Here is a 24,368-nt window from a genome sequence, read left to right on the forward strand (position 1 = left end):
TCCTTTTTATTTTACCGAATCTGTCTTAAAATTGACGAACTTCGCTCCGCAACCCGCTGAACGATCTGTTCGCGGACTTCCTGACGCGTCCCGGTTAACAGGTCGGTCGCGGTCCAGGTTTGACCGGGAACATGAATTGCCGTGCAGATCATCCCCGCCGGTTTGTCCTCCATGACGTCCGGTCCGGCGTTGCCGGTAAAGGCCACCGCCATGTCGCAGTTCATTAACAGCGCGCACTGCTCGGCCATCGCTTTCGCAGTTTGTTCGCTGATCACACCATACTGATCAAGTATCGCCGGATTGACATGCACGACGTCGATCTTCATCGCCGTCCAATAGGTCACGACGGCGCCCTTAAAGAAGGCGGACACCCCCGGCACTTCGGTCAGCCGGCTGGCAAACAACCCACCCGTACAGCTCTCGCAGCTGCACAGCGTCCAGCCTTTCTGACGAACCAGCGCCGCCAGTTCCGCCATGCTACTTGCTTTCAAAAATGTACTCCTTCATCTGATTAAAATAGGAAATTCCGCTGGCCAGCGACGTGAATGCCGCAAACCACAATAAGAAATCCGAGACCGGCAGACGGTACAGCTCAAACGGCAGATTGTTCAGCAGAATCGTTATGATCGAAAGCATCTGCACCACCGTTTTCAGCTTGCCCAGATAGCCCGCCGCCATCACGACGCCGTTGCTTGAGGCGATCATGCGGATGCCGTCGACAATCGTATCGCGGGCAACCATGATCAGCACCGGCACGACGGGAATCGTGCCCTGCGCCGCGAATAAAATATACATCGTCGTGACTAACAGCTTATCGGCGATCGGATCGGCAAATTTACCGAAGGTTGTGACCAGATTGTTCTTCCGGGCCAGATAGCCGTCCAGAAAGTCCGTGAAGCTGGCGACGCAGAACAGCACAAGCATCACGATATTGACCGCCGAAAGCGTCACAAACCCAAACTGCAGCAGAGGAATCTCAATTCCGAATTGCGAATAAGGGAAGATCGCGATCAAAATGATGACCGGAATCATGATGATCCGCATCACGGTTAAACGATTAGGTAAATTCATAGCTTATTCCCCTTTCAGAATGAAGTTGATTTTCTGACCGCTGGTTTTCGCCGCGATCCCGGCGTCCAGCGTCACCGCCTCGCCGTTAATTGTGATCGTGTTGTTTTTGACGATGCCGAAATGGATCGTGATCTTTAAATCCTGAGAAGCGGTGCGGGTGATCTCCATCACGTCGTTGGCATGATAGGTCGTGCTCGCCGGATTGTCGGTCGCAACGTCGTTTTCCAGCACCCGGATCCATGTGTCCTGCGCAAAGGTAACGGCGATCGTAAAGCTTTCCTGCGCCTTCCAGCCGCGCACCTCGTAGGTTGACGGATCGTTGGCCGCCATCGTCACCGTCAGTGCAGAGGGCTGACCGATCACATCCGGCGTCTCACTTGGCGTCAGCGATGGCGTCGGCGTGACGTCGGCCGTTGGGAAACTGTCTTTTTTCGGTTCAGATTTAAACCAGTTCGGCGCCGTCTTAAACAACACGACGCTTAAGCAGACCAGCATCACCGCAATGACCGCCAGCAGCGACACCAGCGAATAGTCGATCTTTTTCTTTTCTTTTTTCAACGTGCCCGAAGCCCTGCTGATCTTCTTTTCAATATTCGACTGCATTTCTTCCCGGTCATGAATCGCCTTTAAGCTCATCGTTTCGGTAAACTGATCCAGATCCTGACTCAGCTGATCCCGCAGCGGATCAAAATCCAGATACAGCGCCTGACAATAGAACCGGACAAAATACCGGACATAGGAAAGGTCATCCTTAAAGAACTCCAGATCTCCATCCTCCAGCGCTTTGAGCTGAGCGACGGAAATCCGCGTTTTATTGCTCATTTCCTCAAGAGTGTAGCCGAGTTCTTCCCGGCGTTTTTTCAATGTAGCACCAATTTCTTTCATTCTGCTGCACCTCTTTTTTCATATCAGAACAATTATATCAAGTGTTGTTCTAATTGTAAAACAAGAACTCGCTGAAAGTGGTCGACAAAGCGTAATGTTTGTCAAACCAGGGTGAACGGAATCCTCTTATGTCGGACAAGCTCACTATAACACAGAGATGAATTATTTTCAAGTTAAACTCTTTATCGTCCTCTTTATCCCGACGCCGCTTCCGCAGCACTCCCAACAGTCTGCCCTGATCCCCCACGCTGTCCTTTTCTTTACCGGGCTTTTTTAAGCGGAATTCGCAGTTTATTGATTTCCTTTTCACGCTGAAAATTAAAGAAAAAGGAGCTGATCGCTCAGCTCCCGGCCTTCTATCGTGTAAGCCATGTTCTGTTCCCGATCCCTGCGGACCGGGCGGCAACCATTTATCTCCGTCCTTGCGGACGGCTTCCGCGCCCTTCATTTCAGGTCTGGAAGTTCCCCTACCAAATTTGGGTTTCTCGCTTGCGGGGTTTATCGCGTTCCACTTTCCGGGTTTCCCCGGAAACTCCGTCACTGTGACACTGTTACAGACGTCCGCCATAGTTCAAACGAACCTTAGGGTTTCGTCAGCCGTCAGCCTTGCGGCTGCCCGGTCTTATTGATTGGGCCGGCGCAAACACTACAATCATCGCAGATTGTGCGAGCATGGACTTTCCTCTAGCTTTGGTCAAGCCAGCGATTGCCCGGATAGAAGACTAATCCATCTGTTTGTTTTTATAGACTTCCTGTTCCAGACGCGACAGCCGCTTCAGAATGTCAACCTGATTAAACGAGTTCTGGCCCGCTTCTTCCATGACCTTCTGCCGACTTTCCAGCTCGATGATCCGGGCTTTCAGCGAAGCGTTGGCCCGTTCCTGAGCCATCAGCTTTTCACCCAGTTCGCCGATCTTGCGTTCATAGATCTGATAATCCTGAATGACCGAATCCAGAAATTCGTCCACCTCTGCCGGGGAATACCCTTTGAAGTCAACGTGAAATTCTTTGTCCAGAATTGTCTGGGGATCTAAGTTCAGCTTGTTTTCCATCGTGTCACAACCTTCCGTCTGCTTTTATTTTCGCAGATTGAGGGTTAAAAAGCAAGTCATATCCCAAAACGTTTTTTGACAAAGACCGGTCAGACTTTACGATTTTGTTACGAATCCCGGGTATTCCTAGAAAAACGACGCAATGTTGTATATAATAATGGAAGGTGATGATATGATCGGTTATCCGAATGGAAAGACTTCCGCGCGCTCAGTCAACGCTCAGCCACTGAAACAGTCGGCCGGCGGCCGCGGGATGTCTTTGGAAAATGATCTGAATAAGACCAATGAATACTACCTGCAGCTGGACAAAGCGGTGATCCACAAGAAACCCACGCCGATCCAGATCGTGCAGGTCGATTATCCCAAGCGCAGCGCCGCCAAGATCACGGAAGCGTACTTCAAGGTTCCTTCCACAACCGATTACAACGGTGTCTACCGCGGCAAAGCGATTGACTTTGAGGCGAAGGAAACACGCTCGAAAACTTCCTTTCCCTTCTCCCACATCCATCTGCATCAGATCGAGCATCTGGAGCGGGTGCTGCGGCAGGGAGCGATCGCCTTCGTCATCGTCCGGTTTATCGCCTACGATGAAACCTACTATGTCGACGCCGCGAAAATGATCCGGCAGTATCGTCTGGCCGAACGGAAATCCCTGCCTTATTCGTGGTTTGTGCAGGAAGGGATTCTGATTCCATATTCGCTGACCCCGCCGGTACATTATCTGCGGGTGATCGACGAACTATATTTTAAGGAGAAGTGAGCTATGAATACGACGCAGAAACAGCCGCCGAGGAAAAAACCGGCGGCCAAAAAGAAAACGGTCAAAAGAAGAAAAATCAACGCCAAGAACATGGCGACGATCATCGTTTCGGTGATCGTGATCCTGGGGCTGATCGGCGGCAGCGTCGGGATGGTGATGATCGGCAGCATGATCAACGATGCGCCGAAGATCGACATCAACAACTTTGAAAGCAAGGAATCGACGCAGATCCTCGACAAGGACGGCAATCTGATCCAGGACATCGGTCAGCAGATCCGCACCAACGTTTCCTACCAGGATATGCCGACGTCCTTAGTCGACGCGTTTGTGGCGGTTGAAGACAGCCGTTACTTTGAACATAACGGCTTTGACCTGCCGCGTTTTGCCAAAGCATTTCTGACCAACCTGAAAACGCTGAGCTTTTCGCAGGGCGGCTCAACCTTTACGATGCAGTTAGTGAAAAACACTTACTTTACCAACGATGAAACCGGCGAGATGGCGGCCCGCAGCAAGCTGGCCGGCGTCAAGCGCAAGGTTCAGGAAATCTTCCTGGCGATGCAGTTGGAGAAACAGACAAACAAAAAGCGGATTTTCGAGCTGTATTTAAACAAGCTGAATTTCGGCGGCTCGGGCAACATCCGCGGTGTTCAGAAGGCCGCCGAGTATTACTTCGGCAAAGACGTCAGCGAGCTGAACCTCAGCGAAAGCGCGCTGCTGGCCGGGATCATCAACCGGCCGAACGCCTACAACCCGTTTAAAAATCTCGATTACGCGACCGACCGCCGCAACACGGTGCTCAACCTGATGCAGCGGCACGGCTACATCACAAAACAGGAAGCCGAGCTGGCCAAGTCGATCAAAATTGAAGATCAGCTGGTCGACAGCTCCGTCAATAAGGGCAGCACCGACGGCGGTACGCCATACCAGAGCTATGTCGACGCGGTCATCGCCGAGGCAAAAGAGCTGACTGGAATGGATCCGACCGTCGTGCCGATGAAAATCTACACGTCGATGGATCCTGAAGTCCAGACGCAGATCGACGACATTCAGGCTGGCAAAACCAACGTGGAATTCCCGGACGACCTGATGGAGATCGCGATCGTCTCGATGAACAACCAGACCGGCGAGATCGTCGGCATCGGCGGCGGACGCAATTACGCCGGCGGTGGCAGTCTGCTGCTCAACCATGCGACCGATCAGTACAAGCAGCCGGGTTCCGCGGTCAAACCGTTCTTATCCTATGCGCTGGCCTTTGAAAACCTCGGCTGGGCAACGTCCCACACAGTCACCGACGCCCCGTTTAATTACGCCGGGACGACGAAGGTCGTCAAGAACTTCAACGGCCGCTACTATGGCGATATTCCGCTGGAATACGCCGTCGGCAACTCGCTGAATACCCCGGCGTTAAAGACGCTGCAGGAAGTCATTGACGCGATCGGAAGCAAGAAGGTCGTGCAGTATCTGCAAAACCTCGGCTTCAGCCGCGTCACCCAGGATGAATTCAACGTCGGCTATGCGATCGGCGGCTCCACCTACGAAGCCAGTACGGTTGAAATGGCCGGTGCGCATGCCACGATGATCAACGGCGGCAGCTACATCAAGCCCCACACGATTACCAAGATTGAATTCAAAGACGGCACCTCGCCGGTCGTTCCGGATTATTCCGGAACCCAGGTCATCAGCGCCGAATCCGCTTATCTGGCTTCGCATCTGATGTACCAGGCGGTTTATGGCCCGTATTCCAACTACATGCAGATCTTAAAGCGCGGTTATCCGATTTATGGCAAGACCGGCACGACCGACTGGGGCAGCGACGGCCTGAAATTCGGCATTCCGCAGGGCGCGGCCAAGGATAAGTGGATGATCGCGTCCAGCTCGAAATACACCAACGCGGTCTGGGTTGGTTATGAAAAAGGGATTAAAGATAAAGACACTTATTTCGATTCCAAGAAAAGCAAACTGAACATCCCGGGCAATATCTCCAAGCTGATGCTCGACGTCCTGCATAAAGACGAGGAGAATCCGCCGGCGATCACCCAGCCTGACGGCGTGACCTCGATTACCCATATCAAGGGCCTGTATCCGTACACTGCGGTGCTGGAAGGCATGGACGGCAGCTTTGTGACCACCGGCATGATCAAGAAGGAATTCAACAAGCTGGCCGATCCGCTGCAGGCTTCGGTTCAGGATATCGGAGCCTTCGACGCCAGCCTGAGCACCGACGGCAATCTGCATCTGACCTGGGGCGATTACCCGGACGCAAGCAAGCTCACCGTCGCGCCGAACACCAAAAATCTCGGCATTGAGGTCGGCGGCAAGTGGTACGATGCGCCGGACTGTGCGGTCGCGTTCGACTGGACATGGGTCTACGGTCCAATCCGCTATAAAGCGCAGGTTTCCATTCAGGACTTCTCGTTCGACGTGACCAGCGAACAATCCAGCTTCGATCAGCACATCGACGTCAAGCCGGGCGACAAGGTCAACGTCTGCGGTTACTACGCGTATGAAAATATGAATTACCGAAGCAATGAGATCTGCAAGGAAATCCAGGTTGAAGATAAGGAGATCCAGCTGACGATCCCATCCGACAAAGCGACCAAGGCGGAAATTGAAAGCTGGGCCAGCGCCAACGGCGTCACCGTCAGCTTTACAGAAGTCGCCGACGAAGCGAAGAAAGGCACTAACGAAATTATTTCCAACGGCGTCAAGGTCAACGGGACGACGATGACGTTCATGCAGTCGACAATCGGGCAGGCCCGCTTCGCTGTCACACTGTACGTCGGTCTTGCCTGCGGCGACAACGCGTCCGTCGTCAACGGCGCCTGCGCCTGCAATCAGGGCTATGAGGGCGATCCGATCAAGGGCTGTACGGCAAAGCCGGCGCCAACGCCGGATCCGACCCCGTCTACTGATCCAAGTCCGGACACCTCGCCTTCTCCGGATCCAACGCCAAGCGAGGATACCCAGGATCAAAACGATGAGAACAAGGATTAATTCGGTATTCTTACAAAAGTCTTAATTTCAATCCCGGCAGAGGAATTTCAATTCGCTCTGCCTTTTTTATGTTAAAATGAGACCAAGGAGCTGATAACTTGAAAATCGAAGAAGAAATTCAGAAATTAGTCGATGAAGATCAGATACAGGAAGCCCTGCTGACGCTCGACGCCAACGAAGCCAAGGTTCATGATAAAGCCTGGTATTACAGCGAACGCGGTTGGATTCTGGGCATGCTCGAACGCTATCAGGAAGCGTTCTGGAGTTTAAACAAAGCGCTGAGCTTAGGTCAGGACGACGCCGGCATTCTCTCCCAGCTGGGCTGGGTGCTCAACAAAATGGAAATGCACGAATCCGCGCTGGACTACCTGAATCAGGCGGAAAAGAAAGGCCGCGACGACGCCTGGCTGTACCGTGAAAAAGGCTGGACCCTGACGCAGCTTGACAAATTCGAGGAAGCCGTCGGCTACTTTGAGGAAGCGTTGTATTTCGATCAGACCGACGGCTGGTGCCACGCTCAGATCGGCTTTTGTTACAACCGGATGGAACAGCCGGATCAGGCGCTGAGCGAATTAAAAAAAGCGCTGACGATGAATTACCGCGATCTGTGGGTGATGAAGGAATATGCCTGGAGCTGCTCGCGCGTCAATCAGCTGGAAGACGAATTGGAAATCCTGCAGGAGCTGATCAAGGACAATCCGGACGATTTGTGGCTGCTCAACGAACTGGGCTTCTGCTGCAACACGCTCGATCATCCCCAACAAGCGCTGCCTTACCTTGAAAAGTCCGTGGCGATCAACGATCAGGATATCTGGAGTCAATGCGAGCTGGCCCGCTGCTACGCAATGCAGGGCAAGCCTGAAGAAGCCCTGCCGCACTTTCTTAAAGCCAGGGAATTAGGCCGCGACGACGCCTGGATCGAGGTTCAGATCGGCTATGTCAACGAAGACATGAACAAGCCGGAGGACGCGATCCCGCAGTTTGAGCTGGCGCTGCAAAAAGATCCGGACAACATCTCCGCCCTGTCGCATTTAGCCTATCAGCTCTCTCAGAAAGGCGATTCCAGACAAGCCCTGCCGCTGCTGGAAAAAGCCCTGAGCTTAGGCCGCGACGACGCCTGGCTGTATGCTCAGCTGGGTTACGACTATTCAGAGGTCAACGAATATGACAAAGCCGCCGAATATTATGAAAAAGCGGTTGCATCCCACAACGATCCGTTCTGGGTTAAAACCCAGTTAGGCTGGAATCTCGCGGCCGGCGGGCATAAGGAAGAAGCGCTGGACGTGTATTTCAAGCTGCTGGAAGAACAGCCGGAAAACGGCTGGGTACTGGCCCAGATTGCCTGGAATCAGGTACGTCTGGACCAGCTGGACGCCGCGCGGGAAAACTATGAAAAAGCACTGGCGACCGGCATTAACGAAATCTGGATCTGGAGCGACTGCGCCTGGCTGTATCATCGGATCGGGGCTTATGACAAGGAATTGGAATACTTGCAGAAAGCGATGGAGATGGGGCGCGACGACGACTGGCTGCATTACCGCAAGGCCGACGCCTTCAGTCAGCTGGACCGCTACGATCAGGCGCTGGCCGAGCTGGCCGTCGCCGAAAAGAAAGGCAAACAGGACATTGAGCTGTACTCGTTAAGAGCCTGGAACTTCGGCCGGCTGCGGCGCAACGAAGATGCGATGGAACAACTGAAAAAAGCTCAGGAGCTGGGCCGCGACGATCTGTGGATCGTCAATGAAATCGGTTGGAATGAAATTCAGCTGGATCACTATGAAGAAGGCCGCAAGCTTTTCGAACGGTCAATCGAAATGGATCCGGAAGACGGCTGGGCACACGCCCAATTAGGTTACGCCCTGAGCCGCTTAAAGCAGTTCGACGAGGCGCTGACCGAGATGGAAAAAGCCAAACAGCTGGATTTTGAAGAACCGTGGAATTTGCGTGAAAAAGCCTGGATTCTCTCGCAATTAAGCCGCTATGAGGATGAACTGGCCGTATTGGAGAAACTGAATCTTTCGGAAACCGACGACCGCTGGGTCTTGGGCGAAGCGGGCTACTGCCTGAATCAGCTTGACCGCAGCGAGGAAGCGATCGGTTATTTGAAGCGGTCGATCGAACTCAAGCCGGATCACGCCTGGACGTATTGTCAGCTGGGGATTTCCTATAAAAATACGAACCAGCTGGAAGCGGCGGAGGCCAGTCTGAAAAAAGGTCTGGAAATGGGCTACGCGGACAGCTGGCCGCACTATCAGCTGGCCATCGTCTACAACCGCATGGAAAAATACGAGGACGCATTAAAGGAAGTCCCGCTGGGCTTTGATGAAGATGAAAAAGACTGCAGCGATTACCACTGGATGATGGCGCGCAATCTGGGACCGCTGGGCGAACATCGTGAAGCAATCGCGCATCTGCGCAAGGCGAACGACCATGATGAAGCCTCCTTGTACGAGGAATTCGGCTGGAATTACAGCGAAATGGAACTGTATGACAAGGCGCTGGATTATTATCAGCGGGCCGCGCATCTGCGTGAGGAAAAAAGCGGCTGGCTGCTGGCGCAGTTAGGCTGCACCGAAGACCGGTTAGGCCACTACCTAAAAGCAGATGCCTTTTTAAAGGAAGCACTGGAAAAAGGCTACGACACGCCGTGGTTCCACACGGTTCTGGCCTACCATTACTGGAAAACCAGCAAGCGCGAGGAAGCGCTGAAATGGCTGAACAAAGCGAAAGATGAAGGCCGCCATCCGGATTGGATGGATCAGGCGTTCAAAGAACTGGAAAAGCCGAAAGGCTTCAAGCTGTTCAAGGGCAAATAAGAGTTTCCGACGATCCTTCTGGTCAATTTCCGAGAGGATGACTTTCTGTCGGAAGCTCATTGGTTTATCCTATTGGATTTCACTGAATTCAATCGAAAAGAAAGGCGCGGGTTTTCATCACCTGCGCCTTTGACTTGTTTTTTCATTTTAACACTTAATTTAAGCTTTGGCTTTGATCGGGGCCGCTTTCTTGGCAACCAGTTTTTCAGCCTGTTTCTGCTGAGCTTTATACTCGCGGCAGAAAGAAGTAAACGGACAATCTTGGCACTGCGGGTTTTTGGCCTTGCAGAAATAGCGGCCGAAGAAAATAAACAGATGGTGCGCGTGCGACCATTCCGCTTTTGGCAGCTTGCGCATCAGTTTCTTTTCCACCTCCAGCACGGTATCCTTCGGTGCGGCCAGCCCCAGCCGCTTGGAAACGCGTTCCACATGCGTATCGACCGCGATCGCTGGCATTCCGAAGCACACCGACATAATGACGTTGGCGCTCTTGCGGCCAACTCCCGGCAGACTTGTCAGTTCCTCCATCGTCTGCGGCATCACTCCGCCGAACTGCTCGACGACGCCGCGCGCCAGTCCCTGAATGCTTTTTGCTTTATTATGATATAAACCGATCCGGCGGATACAATCTTCAATGTCTTCCAGCGGCGCTTCCGCCAGCGCCTGGGGCGTCGGATATTTTTCAAACAGCCGCGGCGTGACCTTATTGACAGACACGTCGGTTGTCTGCGCGGACAGCACGACGGCAACCGCCAGTTCAAACGGGTTGCGGTGATTCAGCTCGCAATGCGCATCGGGAAACATCGCCGTCAGCGCCGCTAAAATTTCATCCACTTTCATGATTTCTTACCTCCCGGCCATCCGGCCCGATCCAGCCTTTGCGCTGCCATTCTGATAAAATCCGCTGCATATACGCGAAATTCAGCTTCTGATACATACTCGCTTCTTTCAGCACTTTAACCAGGACTGACGAGTCATACCGGCTGACCCAATCCTGCAGCGTCATCAGCTCGTTGGAATTCAGCGGCCGCCCGAATTCGCCTTCAAACAAATCGAACACCGGCTGTTCCATCGCCTTCTGTGATTTCGCCGTGTCCGCGCTGTAAAGTCCGTCCAGACTGAAGCTGACGGAGGAACGGCCCGCTTTCAGTTCCAGATATTTCTTCGCGCACAACACGCTTAACGCCTGGTCCAGCGCTTCCTTGGTCAATCCCGTCTTTTTTTCAAGCAGCGCCGGCGTGATCGCGATCTGACATGTATTCAGATATTCGATCATCAGCACGACCAATCCTTCCTTCTCGGAAAACCCAAACCATTCGTAATGTTCCAGGATCCATTGCAGCCGATTGATATACGGCTGTTTCCACCATGCCTTCATCCTTTACCTCTTTTCATACAACATTAATTTTTCCAGCGTTGCAGCGTCAAGCGCCAGCTCACGGTTTTGGTCCTCAACAATGATCGCCGGACGGTCCTTGACCCAGCCGAATTGAATTGCCGAAGCCGCGATCCCGTTTTGTTCTCCGATCGCTAAAGCCTGCGCTGCGTCGATCTGCGCTTCTTCCATCTGCGCCTTGATGTTCAGCTGATCGTCGTACCACACGATCCATTGCTTCGACAGCGAGGTGACGCGCGATATATACGTTACCTCATTCAGCGCGTAGCGGTTGACCAGCTCGCCCTCAGGCGCACGCATCGCTTCCATTAACTGCCGATGCAGCCGCAGATCTGCGCTGCGCTCCTTGATGTACGGCCCCTGAACAAATATCGACCGGCTGATAAACCAGCTAAAAAATAAAACGAAAAGCAGCGCCGCTGACAGTAGCAGCGACCGGATCCGCTTAGAATTCATGGTCTTCACCTCTGTGGTCCTTATTATACCAAATTCAGCCGGCTGAAACAATGAACCTGACCCCTCTTTGCCGTAAAGGTAAAGATTCACAGTGCTTGTTTCAGCGGGGCTGAATTTGCAAAACCAGATGAAACATGATATGATGATTGGGCATTTGAGGAGCGTGATGATGTGTTAAAGAAACTGATGATCGGATCCATGGGATTCCTTTTTCTCAGCAGCGCTACGTTGTTTTCTTATCGGGCGCTGGAACCGAAAGCCGCCACGGGCATTGAGGAAAGCTATTTAAGCGCTGCCCAGTCGACGGATAATCTTCGCTCCGTGGAACCCGCTGACAACGCAGCGCCCGCAGCGGCTTCTGCCCAACCGGCATTGGAACCCGGACTGCATCATATCTATTTCTGCCGTCCGGACAACGACGATTGCGCTTATATCAACGAATATGTCTTCAAGCCGTTGGCGCAGGAGCTGAAAACAACCGCGCTGGACGCATTTGAATTTTATGATCTGACCAGCCTGGGTGAAAATTACCCAGCCGCCAAGCTGAAGAGCCAGTGGGGCTTTGAAAGCTATCCGGCGTTTGTTTCTCTGAGTGTCGCCGACGATGGCGTACAGACGGTTAACAGCGTTCTCAGCTGGAACAAGGAAGATCCGATCGACGCCCAGAGCTTGAAGCTGTGGATGATCGACAACGGCATCTGGACCGGCGAAATTGAAGATCAGGGAGAATTGATCGAACAACCGGAATAAGTCCTGAATTTCAGGACTTTTCTTTTTTCCGGCGCTTGTTTTTTTTGTAAGAATAGTCTAAACTTTTTGGTGGATGTGCAACTGGCGGATCAGTGGAATAACCACAGGGAGCACAATTCTGAAACAGCCGACCGCCTGGGCCGGGAGTCATTCCCGTTGAATTTAGGGAGGAAATTTATGCAAAAAATCTCACTCAAAGAGGATCTTCAACAGAACACCTACCCGGGACGGGGCATCGTGCTGGGCAAGACGCCGGACGGCCGCAAAGCGGCGGCCGCGTACTTCATCATGGGCCGCAGTGAAAACAGCCGCAACCGCATCTTTGTCACAGACGGACAGGGGATCCGCACGCAGGCTTACGATCCCTCAAAGCTGACCGATCCGTCGCTGATCATTTATGCACCGGTGCGCGTTCTGGGCAACAAGACGATCGTCACCAACGGCGATCAGACCGATACGATCTACGCCGGCATGGACAGGCAGCTGACGTTTGAACAGGCGCTGCGCAGCCGGGAATTCGAGCCGGATGGACCGAACTTCACGCCGCGGATCTCCGGGATCCTGCATATCGAAAACGGCCAATTCAACTATGCGCTGTCGATCTTAAAAAGCAGCGACGGCAATCCGCAGTCCTGCCACCGCTACACCTTCGCATACGAAAATCCACTGGCGGGTGAAGGTCATTTCATTCACACCTACATGCACGACGGGGATCCGCTGCCCAGCTTTGAGGGCGAACCCAAGCGCGTGGAAATCCCGGATTCGCTGGACGCACTGACCACGCTGTTGTGGGATAATCTGAATCCGGACAACAAGGTTTCCCTGTTTGTCCGCATGATCGATCTGGAAAGCGGCGAAACGGAAACCCGCATCGTCAACAAGCATGCATAAGCGGCCAATTCACCCGGTGATCGCTTAAAACCAAGCAAAAGGATGTCTGATTTCCCGGAGAGCGTCTCCGCAGATGAAATCAGACATCCTTTTTTTGATCGGCCCGGGTGATTTCCCCCGGTGCTTTGCTTTTCGTTGCTTCTGCTTCAGCGCGAACCGGTTTTCTTTTTCCTGATCGCGCCGCTGTCGAAGCTGAAAGAACGGAAGACCCGAAGCAGAGAAGGTTACTTCCATCTTGCAATGGAGCCGGGCTGCCTGCCGGCTCTGTAAGCGGGATCGCTTACGCTGCGTTTTTATCTTTGCGTTTCATTTTAATGAGTTCAGGATTCATAATCCGTGCTTCTTGCGAAAATGTGCGGAGATGAGGTACAACGCGGCCAAGATCGCAACAGCTAAAATCAGATAGACCGGCCGGGTAAAGGAAATACTCAGGGTTTTGCCGAACAAGCTCAGCCCCAGCATCATAATCAGCTTGGCGGCGATCAGCGTCTTGATGAACTTCTGTTCGTCAAAATCAGATAAACCGAACGCGATGTTGATAAACGAGCTGGGCGTAAACGGCAGCGACACCAGAATAAACAGAACGGCGGCGTTGCGCTCAGCCACCCAGTCAAGCGCTTTCTGAATCGACGCCCTGCGGCTGAACCACGGCATCAGCTTGCGTTTGACAATCCGGCGAAAGAACAAGAAGACGATCAGTGAACCGAGCGTCGTTCCCACCCAGGAATACAAAAAACCTAAAATTGCGCCGTGAGCGCTGATATTGATCGTGACAATCGCCACCAGCGGCAGCGCCGGGATCAACGATTCCACTAAGGCCAGGCAGATTGGCGCCAGCGGCCCCAGATCCTTAAACGCCGAGAGCGCCTCGACCCAGAACTCCACGGTCATGATCCGCTCAAGCCAAAATCGAAGCGTTTCGCTCATGAGCGCTCAGCCAGCTTCACAACGAGCTTTTCACACCAATCCGCCGAGCGGACCGACGCTTTCTGCGCGTATTCCTCAAAGGTCATCTCATTGCCTTCCTTGAGCGTGATATCCGACAGAGAGCGAACGACGACAAACGGTACGCCGTAATGCGCGCACACCTGAGCGATCGAGGCCGCCTCCATTTCCGCGCACAAGGCCTGCGGATAGTCGCGCAGAATCCGCTCGACCTGTTCAGGCGTATTGACGAAGCAGTCGCCGGAAGCCACCGGCCCGATCCAGGCCCGGTCCTGTTGCTGAATCACTTCGCCGGCCGCCTGGACATACCGTTCATCGGCGGAAAAGCAGCACGGGTTATCCGGTCCGAAGCCATGATTCCAGCCCGGCACGTTGACATCGTGATGCGCGATCCGCGTCGAGATGACGACGTCCAGCACTTCCTGATTTTCCAGTAACCCGCCGGCCGTGCCGATGTTGATTACGCCGTCGACATCGAAATGCTCCAATAACAACGTCGTGCTCATCGCCGCCAGCGTCTTGCCGACGCCGCTTTGGGTGACGACGACCGGCTCGCCTGCCAGTTTCCCGGTATAAAACGAAATCTTCTGCACCGGACAGGCCTGAACCTCGCTCATCCGGTCCAGCAGCGCGTCAATCTCAACCTTCATCGCTCCGATAATCGCGATCATACTTTCTTCCTCCCTGCGTAAAACAGTTTTTCACCAGGCTGAATACCTGGCTGTGTAAAATCTGTCATGATTTCCACGTCGAAGCCGGCTTCTTCCATCAGCCGGCGCACGGCCAACGGATCGAAGACCGTCTGGACATGATGTTCCTCGCGCAGTCCCTGCGGCGTCCAGAACGCGAAATGCTGGTAAATCCGGTCCTCGTCGCTGAGGATCGTCCATTGATACGGCGTATCCCCCAACATCCCCTCTTCAATATATTCCTCAGCGAACTCGTTGAGTCGCTCTGGGGTGTGCATATCGAACAACAGCACGCCGCCGTTTTTTAACAAAGCCGCCGCTTTCTGGATAAACTGCGCAACCTGATCGAGCGAAGCCAGATAATTCAGACTGTCGCAATAGCACACGATGGCCTGCACCGGTTGCTTCGTTTCCATTTCCAGCATATCCATCACGCGGAAGGTAATCGAATCCGGATGCGGTTTGACCTGGGCAGCAGCGATCATGGACGGGGATAAGTCCGTGGCGTCGACGGTGTAGCCGGCCCTGGCTAACGCGATGGAAATCTCGCCGCTGCCGCACGCCAGCTCCAGCAGCGGGCCAGGCGCACAATAGCGCCGGGTGTAATCCAGCCAGGCGGCCGTCGCTTCCTCATCCTTCACCAGCGCGTCGTAATAGGCCGCAAGACTGTCATAGCTCATGGCTGAACCTCAACCCGCGGCAGATCGCCCCACAGCTTTTCCAGATTATATACCTGGCGTTCTTCGCCGACGAAAACGTGCAGTACGATCTCGTACAAATCGACTAACAGCCACCGGCTGCCCTGACCGCCTTCGACGTTGCGCACGGCATAGCCGGCTTTTTCAGCTTCCTCAATCACGTGATCGACGATCGAATCGGCCATCCGTTCATTCTTCGCCGAGGCGATCACAAAGTAATCGGTAAACGGGCTGTGGCCGCGGAAATCCAGCACGATCAGATCTTCCGCCAGCCGCTGATCCGCCGCGTGGACGACTTTCTGCAGTAATTCAGACATTCAATCCCTCCTTGCGTAAATAAGCTTTCTGTTCTTGCTGGATCAGACGGAAGCCTTGATCCAGATCTTGCAGGCACACCGCTTTCTGGCGGGTAATATCATAACCGCGGCCGGGGTCGATCTTATCGGCGATGTAGATGATCTTCGCCAGATCGCTCTTGCCCTCGCCGGTCGTGTGCCACGCCACGGCTTCCAGAATTTCCTGATCGTAAAGATACAGCCGGGTTTTCAGCCAGGTCGCCCCGATGTACTGATGCCAGATCTTCCACGCCTGATCCCGGGCCTGCGGCCAGTACACTTCGATCCAGCCACGCGCCGTTTCTTCATCCAGACCTTTGGCGAGATCATGAAGCATGCCCGCAACGTAGGCTTTGCGCGGATTCACCCCATGCGCTTTCGCCAGTTCGACCGCCAGCGCGCTCATCGTGACGCAGTGCTGATAGCGGCGTGGGTGACAATACGCCTTCGCAATCTCCTCGACATACAGTCCCGTTTCCAGCATTACCTGCCGGACAGCCTTCGGCACATCCTTAAAGGCGCCCTGGCGGACAGCTGTGGACGAAGCGGGATGTGAAAAGTTTTCAACATACAGAAATCCCGGCTGCTTGACCGCGATTCCCTGACGGCTGAAGACGGCGAATTGTACGAGCCGGCGCAGTTCGTCGACCGCTTTCCATTGATCGAGATTGGCATATTGATCGTCGCCGATGATCCAGACAAATTCGTCGTCCGGATATTGTTTTTTCAGCGTCTTCACCGTTGTGATCGTATAGGAGGGCGTCGGCAGATCTTTTTCAATCAGACAGAGCTTCATTTTGCGATAGGGCCGCAGCGCCTTTTCCATCATCGTCACACGCAGCTCAAAGGGTGTCAGTTCCCGGTCCTTCAACGGCGTTTTCAGCGACGGGACAAACCAGACCTGATCCAGTCGCAGGCGTTTGAGCGCGGTTTTCGCGATTGCCAGATGACCGTTGTGAATCGGGTCGAAGGTGCCTCCCAATAAACCGATTTTCATCGCGGCAGCTCGATCCTGCGGTGTTCGCGGCTTTCGCGGTACAGCACGATCGTTTTGCCAATGATCTGAACGACTTCGGCATGTGTGCCGCTGGCCAGATCCAGAGCGACCTGCCGGACGTCGTCCGGACAGCTCTTTAAGACATTGAGCTTGACTAATTCATGTGCCTCCAGCGCATCGGAAAGCGTATTGATCAGGTTATAGGAAACGCCTTCCTTGCCGACCTGAAAGATCGGGCGCAGCGTGTTCGCCATCGAACGCAGCGCGCTTTTTTGTTTGTTCGTTAACATTTATATCATTGCCTTTCTGTGTTTGATTTCCAATGTTTGCGGGTGGGTTACGCGAATCTGACCGCATGTTCCGCTTAAGGACATCCAGCCGACGCCCGGAATGACGATGTCTTCCTTCACCCCCAGCGGCGTCAGGACGGTGCTCGTCCATTCGGCATACGGCATCCCGGCGGGAATCGGCCGCAGCAGCTCGCCGTAATGTCGATCCCACAGCTCATCCGCCTTATCTGCGCGGCCGCGGTGCAGCTCAAGAAGATTACTGCAGTAGAACACGGCCGAGACATGTTCGCAGCCGAGTAAATCGATCCGGCACAAACCGCCCACCGCGAAGCTTTGATCCCCGCGCAGCTGGAAGCCGACCGGTTTGACCGCCTTCGCCGGCAGCACTGTTTTAAGATCTTCTTCGTCCAGGTGCAGCAGCATCGAATTGCGCGGCGTCAAGCCTGGCGTGTCATACACCGTGACGCCGTGGATGTCAAGCGGATTGAAGTCCAGCGTGGTGCCGGGATAACGTGAGCTGGTCAGCTGGGGTTTGTCCATCAGGGCGTTGAGCAGCGTACTCTTGCCGGCGTTGGCCATGCCCATCACGACGACGTCCTTGCCTTTGGCCCATTCGATCGCCCGCAGCACTTCCTCCGGTCCGCCGGGAATATTTTTACCGGTCACGACCAGACCCTTGACATGGATGCCCAGCTCCTTCAGTCGGCCGTACACAAACTTCGCCAGCTTCTCGCTGCCCACTGTTTCCGGCAGCAGGTCGCGCTTGGTGCCGACGACAATGACGTCCTTGCCGAACAGATGCCGGTTCATGCCTTCCAGCAAACTTGCTTCAAAATCGAACAGATCAACCACCCACAAAATCAGCGCGTCCATCGCGTGGATCTGCGCCAGAATCCGGTCGGGATCAATCCCTTCCCGCATCGAAAACTGCAGGTCGTCGTAATGGGTCAGCCGGAAGCAGCGCTGACACAGCGCACTGCCCGCTTTGGGCGTATACCCAGCCTCCTGGGGACGGTCGTGCTGCAGCAGCGCGCCGCAGCCCTGGCATCTTTCACTCATCATAGTCTCCCCTTTTCAAGATTTCTTCATGCTCCAACAGACGGTACACCTGATTTTCAACCACCCGGTTCAGCTTGGTCCAGGGGATATCCCGGGTGACTAAGGGCGTCGTTAAGATCGTCGTCAAGCCCATCCGGCTGCCGCCGAGGATATCCGTCAGCAGCTGATCGCCGATCACCGCGCATTGATCCGGCTTCAGGCCGGTATCGCGCAACACCTTCTTATACGTCCGCTTCAGCGGTTTCGTTGAAAAATAATAATACGGCACATCCAGACTCGCCGCAAACCGGCTGACACGTTCCTTGTTGTTATTCGACATGACAACGGCTTGAATGCCGGCGTCCTTGAGTCTATGGACGAATGCTTTGGCTTTGTCGCCGGCGACCTGTTCATCGTGCGCCGCCAGCGTGTTGTCGATATCTAAGATTAAAAGCCGGATCTTCCGCCGCACTAACCAGGCGGGATCCAGATCTTCATAGCTTTTCAGATAAAGCGCAGGCGTGAAATAGTTCAGCAGCATACGGATCCTCCTTATCTTAATGATTATATCAGATTCCGCTGAACAAAGAAATGAAAAAACCGTGGACTTTCGTGCCCTTTTGTCTATCTCTCACCTGCTTTTTTCCGCGGACCGCTCCTGCTTTTTCTGTTCTGACAAAGCAGGCGTTCACGTTAAGGAATAAAAATTCCATCGTTAGAGAAAGGGATAAAAAAGACCCCGCGAACGGGATCTTAAATGAGTGAACAAGACTTACAGGCCGAGCACCTTGCGGCAGCGCGGACACAGTCCTTCCTCATCGGCCTGATCGGAAATATTCCAGCAGCGCGGGCAGACCGTGCCTTCTGCCTTGACAATTTCAACCTGGCAGACGTCATACGGTTTCAGCTCGTCGATTGAGAAGCTGACCTTCGAGACAATCAGCCACTGGTGGAACTGATCGCCGCACAGCTCCGCGATCAAGGCGCGGTCCTCGTCGCTGACGTTGACCAGCACTTCCGCCTCTAATGACTTGCCAATGACCTTCTCCGCGCGGGCTTCTTCCAACGCTTTAAAGATATCGGAACGGATCTGCATCAGCCGGCCGATCTTGGCCTTTAAGGCTTCGGCGTCCGCAATGTTAAACGGTTCCGCAAACCGGCCCAGATGAATGCTTTCTTCCTCACCCTTAAAGAAATCGTTGACCTCCTCCGCAGTATGGACAAGAATCGGCGCCCACAGCCGGACTAAAACGTTGACTGCGTGATACAGCACAGTCTGAACCTGACGTCGGCGCGGGGAGTCCTTCTTCTCGATATACAGGATATCCTTGGTGAAATCGAGATAATAAGCCGAGAATTCATTCGTCATCAGGTTTGTCAGCAGCGTTGTAACGTCGGAGAAGCGATATTCCTGATAGGCCAGCTGGCATTTCGCGTTAACCTCGTCGAGCAGCGCCAGCATGTACTGATCAAGCTTCGGCAGCTCGCTGACCGCAACGAGGTCGGCTTTTGTGAAGTCATCTTCGTTGTTGATATTTGCCAGTAAGAAGCGGAACGTATTTCTGACCTTGCGGTAGTTCTCACTGATCTGCTTCAGAATTTCCTCGGACATGCTGCAGTCGGCCTGGTAATCGACGCTGGCTGCCCACAAACGCAGGATATCAGCGCCGTATTTCTTCGTGATTTCACCCGGCGCAACAGCGTTCCACTGCGACTTGCTCATCTTGACGCCCTTGCCGTCCATGACAAAGCCATGGCTTAACACCTGCTTGTACGGCGCCTGACCATGCACGGCCGTGCCAACGATCAGCGACGAGTTGAACCAGCCACGGTACTGGTCGCTGCCTTCAAAGTACAGGTCGGCCGGATAGCCCAACCCACGCTCGATCATCGCGCCGGTATGCGAGGAACCGGAGTCAAACCAGACGTCCATCGTGTCGGTTTCCTTTGTAAATTCACCGTTCGGGGATGCCGGATTGGTGTAGCCTTCCGGAAGCAGCTCCTTCGCATCCTTCTCAAACCAGATATTGCTTCCATGCTCGCGGAACAGATCGGCGACATGTTCAAAGACTGCCTTTTCCATGATCGGCGTGCCGTCTTCATTATAGAAGATCGGAATCGGAACGCCCCAGGCGCGCTGGCGGGAAATGCACCAGTCGCCGCGGTCGGCGATCATGTTGTGCATGCGCTGCTGGCCCCACTTCGGAATCCAGTCAACGTTGTCGATCTGCTGAAGCAGCTCGGTGCGGATTTTGTCGATCGAAGCGAACCACTGCGTCGTGGCACGGAAAATGATCGGTTTTTTCGTCCGCCAGTCATGCGGGTAGGAGTGGGTAATCCATTCCAGCTTCAGCAGTGCGCCCAGCTCGTCCAGGCGGTTGGCAACGGTCTTGTTGGCGTCATCGACGTACTGGCCCTTCAGCCAGTCCCCGGCATCCTCCATCATGCAGCCGTGCTCATCGACGTTGCAATAAGCCGGCAGGCCGTATTTCTGACCGACAAAGAAGTCGTCCGCACCGAAGCCCGGAGCCGTATGAACACAGCCGGTGCCGGCGTCGGCGGTGACGTGATCGCCCAGGATGACTAACGACTCACGGTCATAGAGCGGATGCTGGCAGGTGATCATCTCCAGCTCTCGGCCCTTGAAGGTCTTGATGATGTCTTTCTTTTCCAATCCGAACTTGGCCCACAGCGTGTCGACCAGTTCTTCCAATACGATCAGCTTGCCCTTTTCGCTGTCCACTAACGCGTAGGTCAGCTCCGGATTCAGACAGATCGCCAGGTTGGCCGGGATTGTCCACGGTGTCGTCGTCCAGATCACAAACGAAGTCTCGTTATCGAGGAGGCCCTTGCCGTCCTTCACCGCAAACTTGACGAAGATCGTCGGCGACTTGATGTCCTTGTATTCGATTTCCGCTTCCGCTAAGGCCGATTCGCTGGACGGGGACCAGTAGACCGGCTTTAAGCCCTTGTAGATCAGACCGTCCATCGCCATCTGACCGAAGATCTGGATCTGATGCGCTTCAAATTCCTTCTTTAATGTGATGTAAGGATGATCGTAATCACCGACCACGCCCAGCGCCAGGAAACCAGCCTTCTGCCGTTCAACCTGTTCCAGAGCATAATCGTAACAAAGCTTGCGGAATGCCGACAGCTCCATCTTCTTGCGGTCGTAGCCCAGCTTGGTGATCGCCGTTTCAATCGGCAGACCGTGGGTGTCCCAGCCCGGAATGTACGGTACCTTGTAGCCGGCCATGTAATGCGAGCGCACAATGACATCCTTTAAAATCTTGTTTAACGCGTGGCCCAGATGGATATCGCCGTTGGCATACGGCGGCCCGTCATGCAGCACGAACGCTTCGCAGCCCTCGCGCTTCGCCAGCATTTTTTCGTAGATGTCCTGTTCTTTCCAGCGGGTCTGATAGCCGGGTTCTTTCGTCGGCAGCTTGCCTCTCATCTCGAACTTCGTATTCGGCATCAGCAGTGTGTTTTTGTAATCCATGTCCTCTACCTCCTCAACAATAAAAAAGCGCCCTTAGAAAAGGACGCAGTTCTGCGCGGTACCACCTTTGTTCACCCTTCCGCCTTCAGGGGAAGAATGCGCTTCTCTCATAACGCTGAGCCGCGGTCTTTCCTACTCATTTCAAAAAGACAGCTCGCAGGTGATGTCCTGTCCACCCGGGGTTCTGCGTTTCACCAACCCGCAGACTCTCTGCACTCCCGTTGCCGTGGAACCGGCGCGTCCTGCATCAAAGCTTTTCCTGATTCAGCCATTCCGATTTCGGAACCGGCGGAATTTCAAACTGATCCAGCATCCCCATCAGCGAGGACAGCTGTTCCTGCATATCGCCCTTCATCTCCGTCGCCTCCGACGCGATGCGCGAGAGGTCGTTCAGGATGATCCGGGCGGTCGTCAGCGCTTCGCTCACGATCGCATCCGCGTTGTTCTGTGCGGTTTCGATGATCGTGTTGGCTTCCTTGAGGGCCAGGCGCGCGATATCATCGGCCGCCTTTTCCTTCACGGTCAGTTCGCTGACCAACGTTTGATAACGCTGACGGATCACCGCCAGCTGTTCGTTGGCGGATTGAATCTGACGGCTGGTCAGATCCAGCTGTTTTTTCAGAGAATCAATTTCCCGGACATACCGGTCAACCGCGTCGTCGACGGCAAAGCGGTCGTATCCGTTTTTCATCACTCGGAATTTCGGTGTTCCCGGTTCCAAAGAAATCCCTCCTTTTAAACATACTGTTCGAATTCAGCGACGATCCGGTCGCTGCGGGTCTGACCGCGCTGGCCTTTCAGCACAAAACGCCCGTACCCGCGCACGGAAATCGTGTCTTCATTATGACACAGAAAGTCGCATTCATCAAGAATTTTGTGATTCACCGACACTCTCTGCGCCCGGATCAAATCCTGCGCCTTCGCCCGTGACATCCGGCATAATCCCGCGATCACGCAGTCCAGCCGCAGCGCCGTGACGATCACCGTCAGCGCCTGCTTCTTTACGACCGGCTCATACATCATCGACGAGCGTTCCAGACGGATCGACAGCTTATGAATCCGCGTCAGATTCATACAAACGTAATCCGCCAGCTCTTCGCTGGTATAGATCACAATCCGGCCCGGCTCAACCCACAGATCCCCAAATTGCGAGCGGTCGAGATCCAGGTTCATCAGCGCGCCTAAAACATCGGGATGCTTTACCTGCACAAATTTATCCGAAATCCGCGCGGTCAAACAGACGATGTCGCTGACGCACGCGTCTTCCTCCGGAGCCAGGATCAGCTTTTTCCGCTCCGCCTCCGCACAGCCGCCGTCCCAGCGGTACGCCAGATCCCACGGCAGAAACGGTTTTAGCGCTTCCTGTTGGGAAGGCGAAAATAGGGTAGAGGGAAAATAAATTTCGCCCCTCCCATTGCACCGTACGTACGGATCTCGTATACGGCGCTACATATGTATTGCTGTCACGAATAACTTAGATAGTACTCTAAAGGATTGACTAAGCCTTGTCTTTCCTTTTTCTTTATGGCTAGTATTCTGGGATTTAAGATGTAGTTTACCACATTCATTCCACATCTTCGATACCATCCTAGTCTTGAATTTGCTACTTTAAATATGTCTTCCTCTGTAAAGGAAAAATTTTGCAGTTTATTCAGTCTTTGCAGATTTATATAAATCCGTTTCGGTATCTTCCATTGCTTAATAATAACCACTCTTATTTTGTGTCTTAACCATTGTCCGAATTTATCCAAGAATTGTTTCATACTTCCGATACGGAAATAGTTTATCCATCCTCGTATAATTTGGTTTATTCTTTTAAATGTCTCTGCTAATGGTCTTGCTACTGCGTGTTTCCGTTTTAGTATTTCTTTGATTTTCATGCATAACTTCGCTTTCCTGTTATCGCTTGGCCTACACTTCCATCCCATACTTCCTTTCCAGAACGTAAAACCTAGAAAATTACTTTTCGTCGGTCTTACGATTTTGGTCTTTGTCGCACTCACTTTTAAGAATAGTTTTCTTTCTAGCCACCATGTGATTGATTTCATTACTCTTTCTGCTGCCATTTCGCTCTTTACGAAGATGTTACCATCATCAGCGTACCTCACAAAGCGCAGCCCTCTCTCTTCAAGTTCTTTATCAAGCTTATCTAAATATATATTTGATAGTACTGGACTGAGTGGTCCTCCTTGTGGTACTCCTGCTTCATTTGGACTTACTAGTCCATCTTCCATAACTCCTGCTTTTAAGAACGAACGTATCAGATGCAGTATTTCTCTTTCATTCACATGTTCTCTAAGTATTGAGATTAACTTGTCATGATGTACTGTATCGAAATATTTTTCTATATCTATGTCAATAACCCATTCGTATCCTTCGTTTAGATATTCTAATACTTGTTCCATCGCATTATGTGCACTTCTATTGGGGCGAAACCCATAACTGTTTTCACTGAAATGTGGTTCATATATTTCGCTCAGTATCTGCGCTAATGCTTGTTGTATTACTCTATCTGTTACTGTCGGTATACCTAGCGGTCTTTGCTTTCCATCTGCTTTTGGTATATAGACTCTCCTTACTGGCTTTGGTTTATATTTCATATTCATGATTGCGGTTATAATTTCCTCTCCATGTATTTCAAAATATTTGTCAATTTCTTCCACCATCATGTTATCAACACCCGGTGCGCCTTTGTTACTCTTGACTTTCTTTATCGCCAGTTCCATATTTCTTTTACTTAGCATCTTTTCTATCAATCTCATTCGCTGTTCCTCCTCTACTCGTAGATTTATCCAAGACCATC

Annotated in this window: 25 protein-coding genes, 1 other RNA gene and 1 riboswitch; of the genes, 6 read left to right on the plus strand and 20 right to left on the minus strand. The window is 53.1% G+C overall.

Annotated features, from left to right (window positions below; all coding sequences use genetic code 11):
• Nucleotides 1-11 precede the first annotated feature (11 nt).
• The 5 genes from BQ7364_RS04205 to BQ7364_RS04225 all read right to left on the minus strand — a co-directional run bounded on the left by BQ7364_RS04205 (nucleotide 12) and on the right by BQ7364_RS04225 (nucleotide 3,008).
• Nucleotides 12-491, minus strand: coding sequence for a CinA family protein (locus BQ7364_RS04205; protein WP_139248554.1), 480 nt, complete (start codon nucleotides 489-491; stop codon nucleotides 12-14).
• Nucleotides 478-1,071 (minus strand): CDP-diacylglycerol--glycerol-3-phosphate 3-phosphatidyltransferase, encoded by a 594-nt coding sequence (pgsA, locus tag BQ7364_RS04210; RefSeq protein ID WP_072683556.1) that lies wholly within the window; start codon nucleotides 1,069-1,071, stop codon nucleotides 478-480. The genes BQ7364_RS04205 and pgsA overlap by 14 nt, the downstream gene beginning before the upstream one ends.
• A gap of 3 nt (nucleotides 1,072-1,074) precedes the next feature.
• The gene (locus BQ7364_RS04215; RefSeq protein ID WP_072683557.1) at nucleotides 1,075-1,956 is read right to left on the minus strand and encodes a helix-turn-helix domain-containing protein; all 882 of its coding nucleotides are present in this window, start codon (nucleotides 1,954-1,956) and stop codon (nucleotides 1,075-1,077) included.
• Between the two features lie 359 nt (nucleotides 1,957-2,315).
• An RNA gene (rnpB, locus tag BQ7364_RS04220) (RNase P RNA component class B) lies at nucleotides 2,316-2,674 on the minus strand.
• 4 nt (nucleotides 2,675-2,678) lie between these two features.
• Nucleotides 2,679-3,008 (minus strand): DivIVA domain-containing protein, encoded by a 330-nt coding sequence (locus BQ7364_RS04225; RefSeq protein WP_072683558.1) that lies wholly within the window; start codon nucleotides 3,006-3,008, stop codon nucleotides 2,679-2,681.
• 172 nt (nucleotides 3,009-3,180) lie between these two features.
• Between BQ7364_RS04225 and recU the strand changes: the two genes are divergently transcribed.
• The 3 genes from recU (at nucleotide 3,181) to BQ7364_RS04240 (ending at nucleotide 9,578) form a co-directional block, all read left to right on the plus strand.
• Nucleotides 3,181-3,768 (plus strand): Holliday junction resolvase RecU, encoded by a 588-nt coding sequence (gene recU / locus BQ7364_RS04230; RefSeq protein ID WP_072683559.1) that lies wholly within the window; start codon nucleotides 3,181-3,183, stop codon nucleotides 3,766-3,768.
• A 3-nt stretch (nucleotides 3,769-3,771) separates the two neighbouring features.
• Nucleotides 3,772-6,762: a transglycosylase domain-containing protein gene (locus tag BQ7364_RS04235; RefSeq protein ID WP_072683560.1), complete on the plus strand. Its 2,991-nt coding sequence runs from the start codon at nucleotides 3,772-3,774 to the stop codon at nucleotides 6,760-6,762.
• Between the two features lie 98 nt (nucleotides 6,763-6,860).
• Nucleotides 6,861-9,578: a tetratricopeptide repeat protein gene (locus BQ7364_RS04240; protein ID WP_072683561.1), complete on the plus strand. Its 2,718-nt coding sequence runs from the start codon at nucleotides 6,861-6,863 to the stop codon at nucleotides 9,576-9,578.
• Nucleotides 9,579-9,737: 159 nt separating this feature from the next.
• Here the strand turns inward: BQ7364_RS04240 and nth are convergent, their stop codons facing one another.
• Genes nth through BQ7364_RS04255 form a run of 3 tightly spaced genes read right to left on the minus strand, consistent with a single transcriptional unit; the run spans nucleotide 9,738 to nucleotide 11,430 of the window.
• Entirely contained in the window at nucleotides 9,738-10,418 is a 681-nt protein-coding gene (gene nth / locus BQ7364_RS04245) for an endonuclease III (RefSeq protein ID WP_072683562.1), read from the minus strand.
• Nucleotides 10,405-10,956, minus strand: coding sequence for a DnaD domain protein (locus BQ7364_RS04250; protein WP_072683563.1), 552 nt, complete (start codon nucleotides 10,954-10,956; stop codon nucleotides 10,405-10,407). The genes nth and BQ7364_RS04250 overlap by 14 nt, the downstream gene beginning before the upstream one ends.
• A 3-nt stretch (nucleotides 10,957-10,959) precedes the next feature.
• Nucleotides 10,960-11,430, minus strand: a complete 471-nt coding sequence (locus BQ7364_RS04255; protein WP_072683564.1) for a hypothetical protein — start codon at nucleotides 11,428-11,430, stop codon at nucleotides 10,960-10,962.
• 171 nt (nucleotides 11,431-11,601) lie between these two features.
• On the opposite strand from BQ7364_RS04255, the gene BQ7364_RS04260 reads away from it, so the two are divergent.
• The 3 genes from BQ7364_RS04260 (at nucleotide 11,602) to BQ7364_RS18325 (ending at nucleotide 13,341) form a co-directional block, all read left to right on the plus strand.
• Nucleotides 11,602-12,180 (plus strand): hypothetical protein, encoded by a 579-nt coding sequence (locus BQ7364_RS04260; protein WP_072683565.1) that lies wholly within the window; start codon nucleotides 11,602-11,604, stop codon nucleotides 12,178-12,180.
• Between the two features lie 67 nt (nucleotides 12,181-12,247).
• Nucleotides 12,248-12,328: riboswitch (ZMP/ZTP riboswitch) on the plus strand.
• Between the two features lie 29 nt (nucleotides 12,329-12,357).
• A complete protein-coding gene (locus BQ7364_RS04265) occupies nucleotides 12,358-13,071 on the plus strand; it encodes an IMP cyclohydrolase (RefSeq protein WP_072683566.1) in 714 nt (237 codons plus the stop codon).
• A gap of 120 nt (nucleotides 13,072-13,191) precedes the next feature.
• A complete protein-coding gene (locus BQ7364_RS18325; protein ID WP_195396173.1) occupies nucleotides 13,192-13,341 on the plus strand; it encodes a hypothetical protein in 150 nt (49 codons plus the stop codon).
• A gap of 57 nt (nucleotides 13,342-13,398) precedes the next feature.
• Here BQ7364_RS18325 and BQ7364_RS04270 read toward each other — a convergent pair whose 3' ends face one another.
• The 12 genes from BQ7364_RS04270 to ltrA all read right to left on the minus strand — a co-directional run bounded on the left by BQ7364_RS04270 (nucleotide 13,399) and on the right by ltrA (nucleotide 24,327).
• A complete protein-coding gene (locus BQ7364_RS04270) occupies nucleotides 13,399-13,998 on the minus strand; it encodes a TVP38/TMEM64 family protein (protein WP_072683567.1) in 600 nt (199 codons plus the stop codon).
• The gene (locus BQ7364_RS04275) at nucleotides 13,995-14,687 is read right to left on the minus strand and encodes a 5'-methylthioadenosine/adenosylhomocysteine nucleosidase (protein ID WP_072683568.1); all 693 of its coding nucleotides are present in this window, start codon (nucleotides 14,685-14,687) and stop codon (nucleotides 13,995-13,997) included. Before BQ7364_RS04275 ends, BQ7364_RS04270 begins: the two co-directional genes overlap by 4 nt.
• Nucleotides 14,684-15,385, minus strand: a complete 702-nt coding sequence (locus tag BQ7364_RS04280) for a class I SAM-dependent DNA methyltransferase (RefSeq protein ID WP_072683569.1) — start codon at nucleotides 15,383-15,385, stop codon at nucleotides 14,684-14,686. Before BQ7364_RS04280 ends, BQ7364_RS04275 begins: the two co-directional genes overlap by 4 nt.
• Nucleotides 15,382-15,720, minus strand: a complete 339-nt coding sequence (gene rsfS / locus BQ7364_RS04285) for a ribosome silencing factor (protein WP_072683570.1) — start codon at nucleotides 15,718-15,720, stop codon at nucleotides 15,382-15,384. Before rsfS ends, BQ7364_RS04280 begins: the two co-directional genes overlap by 4 nt.
• Complete coding sequence (gene nadD, locus BQ7364_RS04290) at nucleotides 15,713-16,735, minus strand: nicotinate (nicotinamide) nucleotide adenylyltransferase (RefSeq protein ID WP_072683571.1); 1,023 nt, start codon at nucleotides 16,733-16,735, stop codon at nucleotides 15,713-15,715. Before nadD ends, rsfS begins: the two co-directional genes overlap by 8 nt.
• Nucleotides 16,732-17,025, minus strand: a complete 294-nt coding sequence (gene yhbY / locus BQ7364_RS17680) for a ribosome assembly RNA-binding protein YhbY (protein ID WP_006060831.1) — start codon at nucleotides 17,023-17,025, stop codon at nucleotides 16,732-16,734. Before yhbY ends, nadD begins: the two co-directional genes overlap by 4 nt.
• Entirely contained in the window at nucleotides 17,026-18,084 is a 1,059-nt protein-coding gene (locus BQ7364_RS04295) for a GTPase (RefSeq protein WP_229056797.1), read from the minus strand.
• On the minus strand, nucleotides 18,077-18,604 hold the full coding sequence (locus BQ7364_RS04300; protein WP_006060829.1) for a YqeG family HAD IIIA-type phosphatase: 528 nt from the start codon (nucleotides 18,602-18,604) through the stop codon (nucleotides 18,077-18,079). The genes BQ7364_RS04295 and BQ7364_RS04300 overlap by 8 nt, the downstream gene beginning before the upstream one ends.
• A 231-nt stretch (nucleotides 18,605-18,835) precedes the next feature.
• On the minus strand, nucleotides 18,836-21,565 hold the full coding sequence (gene ileS / locus BQ7364_RS04305) for an isoleucine--tRNA ligase (protein WP_072683572.1): 2,730 nt from the start codon (nucleotides 21,563-21,565) through the stop codon (nucleotides 18,836-18,838).
• A gap of 247 nt (nucleotides 21,566-21,812) precedes the next feature.
• Nucleotides 21,813-22,286: a DivIVA domain-containing protein gene (locus tag BQ7364_RS04310; protein WP_050767002.1), complete on the minus strand. Its 474-nt coding sequence runs from the start codon at nucleotides 22,284-22,286 to the stop codon at nucleotides 21,813-21,815.
• A 14-nt stretch (nucleotides 22,287-22,300) separates the two neighbouring features.
• The gene (locus BQ7364_RS04315; protein ID WP_072683573.1) at nucleotides 22,301-22,801 is read right to left on the minus strand and encodes a YlmH/Sll1252 family protein; all 501 of its coding nucleotides are present in this window, start codon (nucleotides 22,799-22,801) and stop codon (nucleotides 22,301-22,303) included.
• A gap of 227 nt (nucleotides 22,802-23,028) precedes the next feature.
• Nucleotides 23,029-24,327 carry a group II intron reverse transcriptase/maturase gene (ltrA, locus tag BQ7364_RS04320; RefSeq protein ID WP_072683574.1) on the minus strand — a complete coding sequence of 433 codons (1,299 nt, stop codon included), beginning with the start codon at nucleotides 24,325-24,327 and terminating at the stop codon, nucleotides 23,029-23,031.
• Between the last annotated feature and the right edge of the window lie 41 nt (nucleotides 24,328-24,368).

This window comes from Holdemania sp. Marseille-P2844 (assembly GCF_900120005.1).
GTDB lineage: Bacteria > Bacillota_I > Bacilli_A > Erysipelotrichales > Erysipelotrichaceae > Holdemania.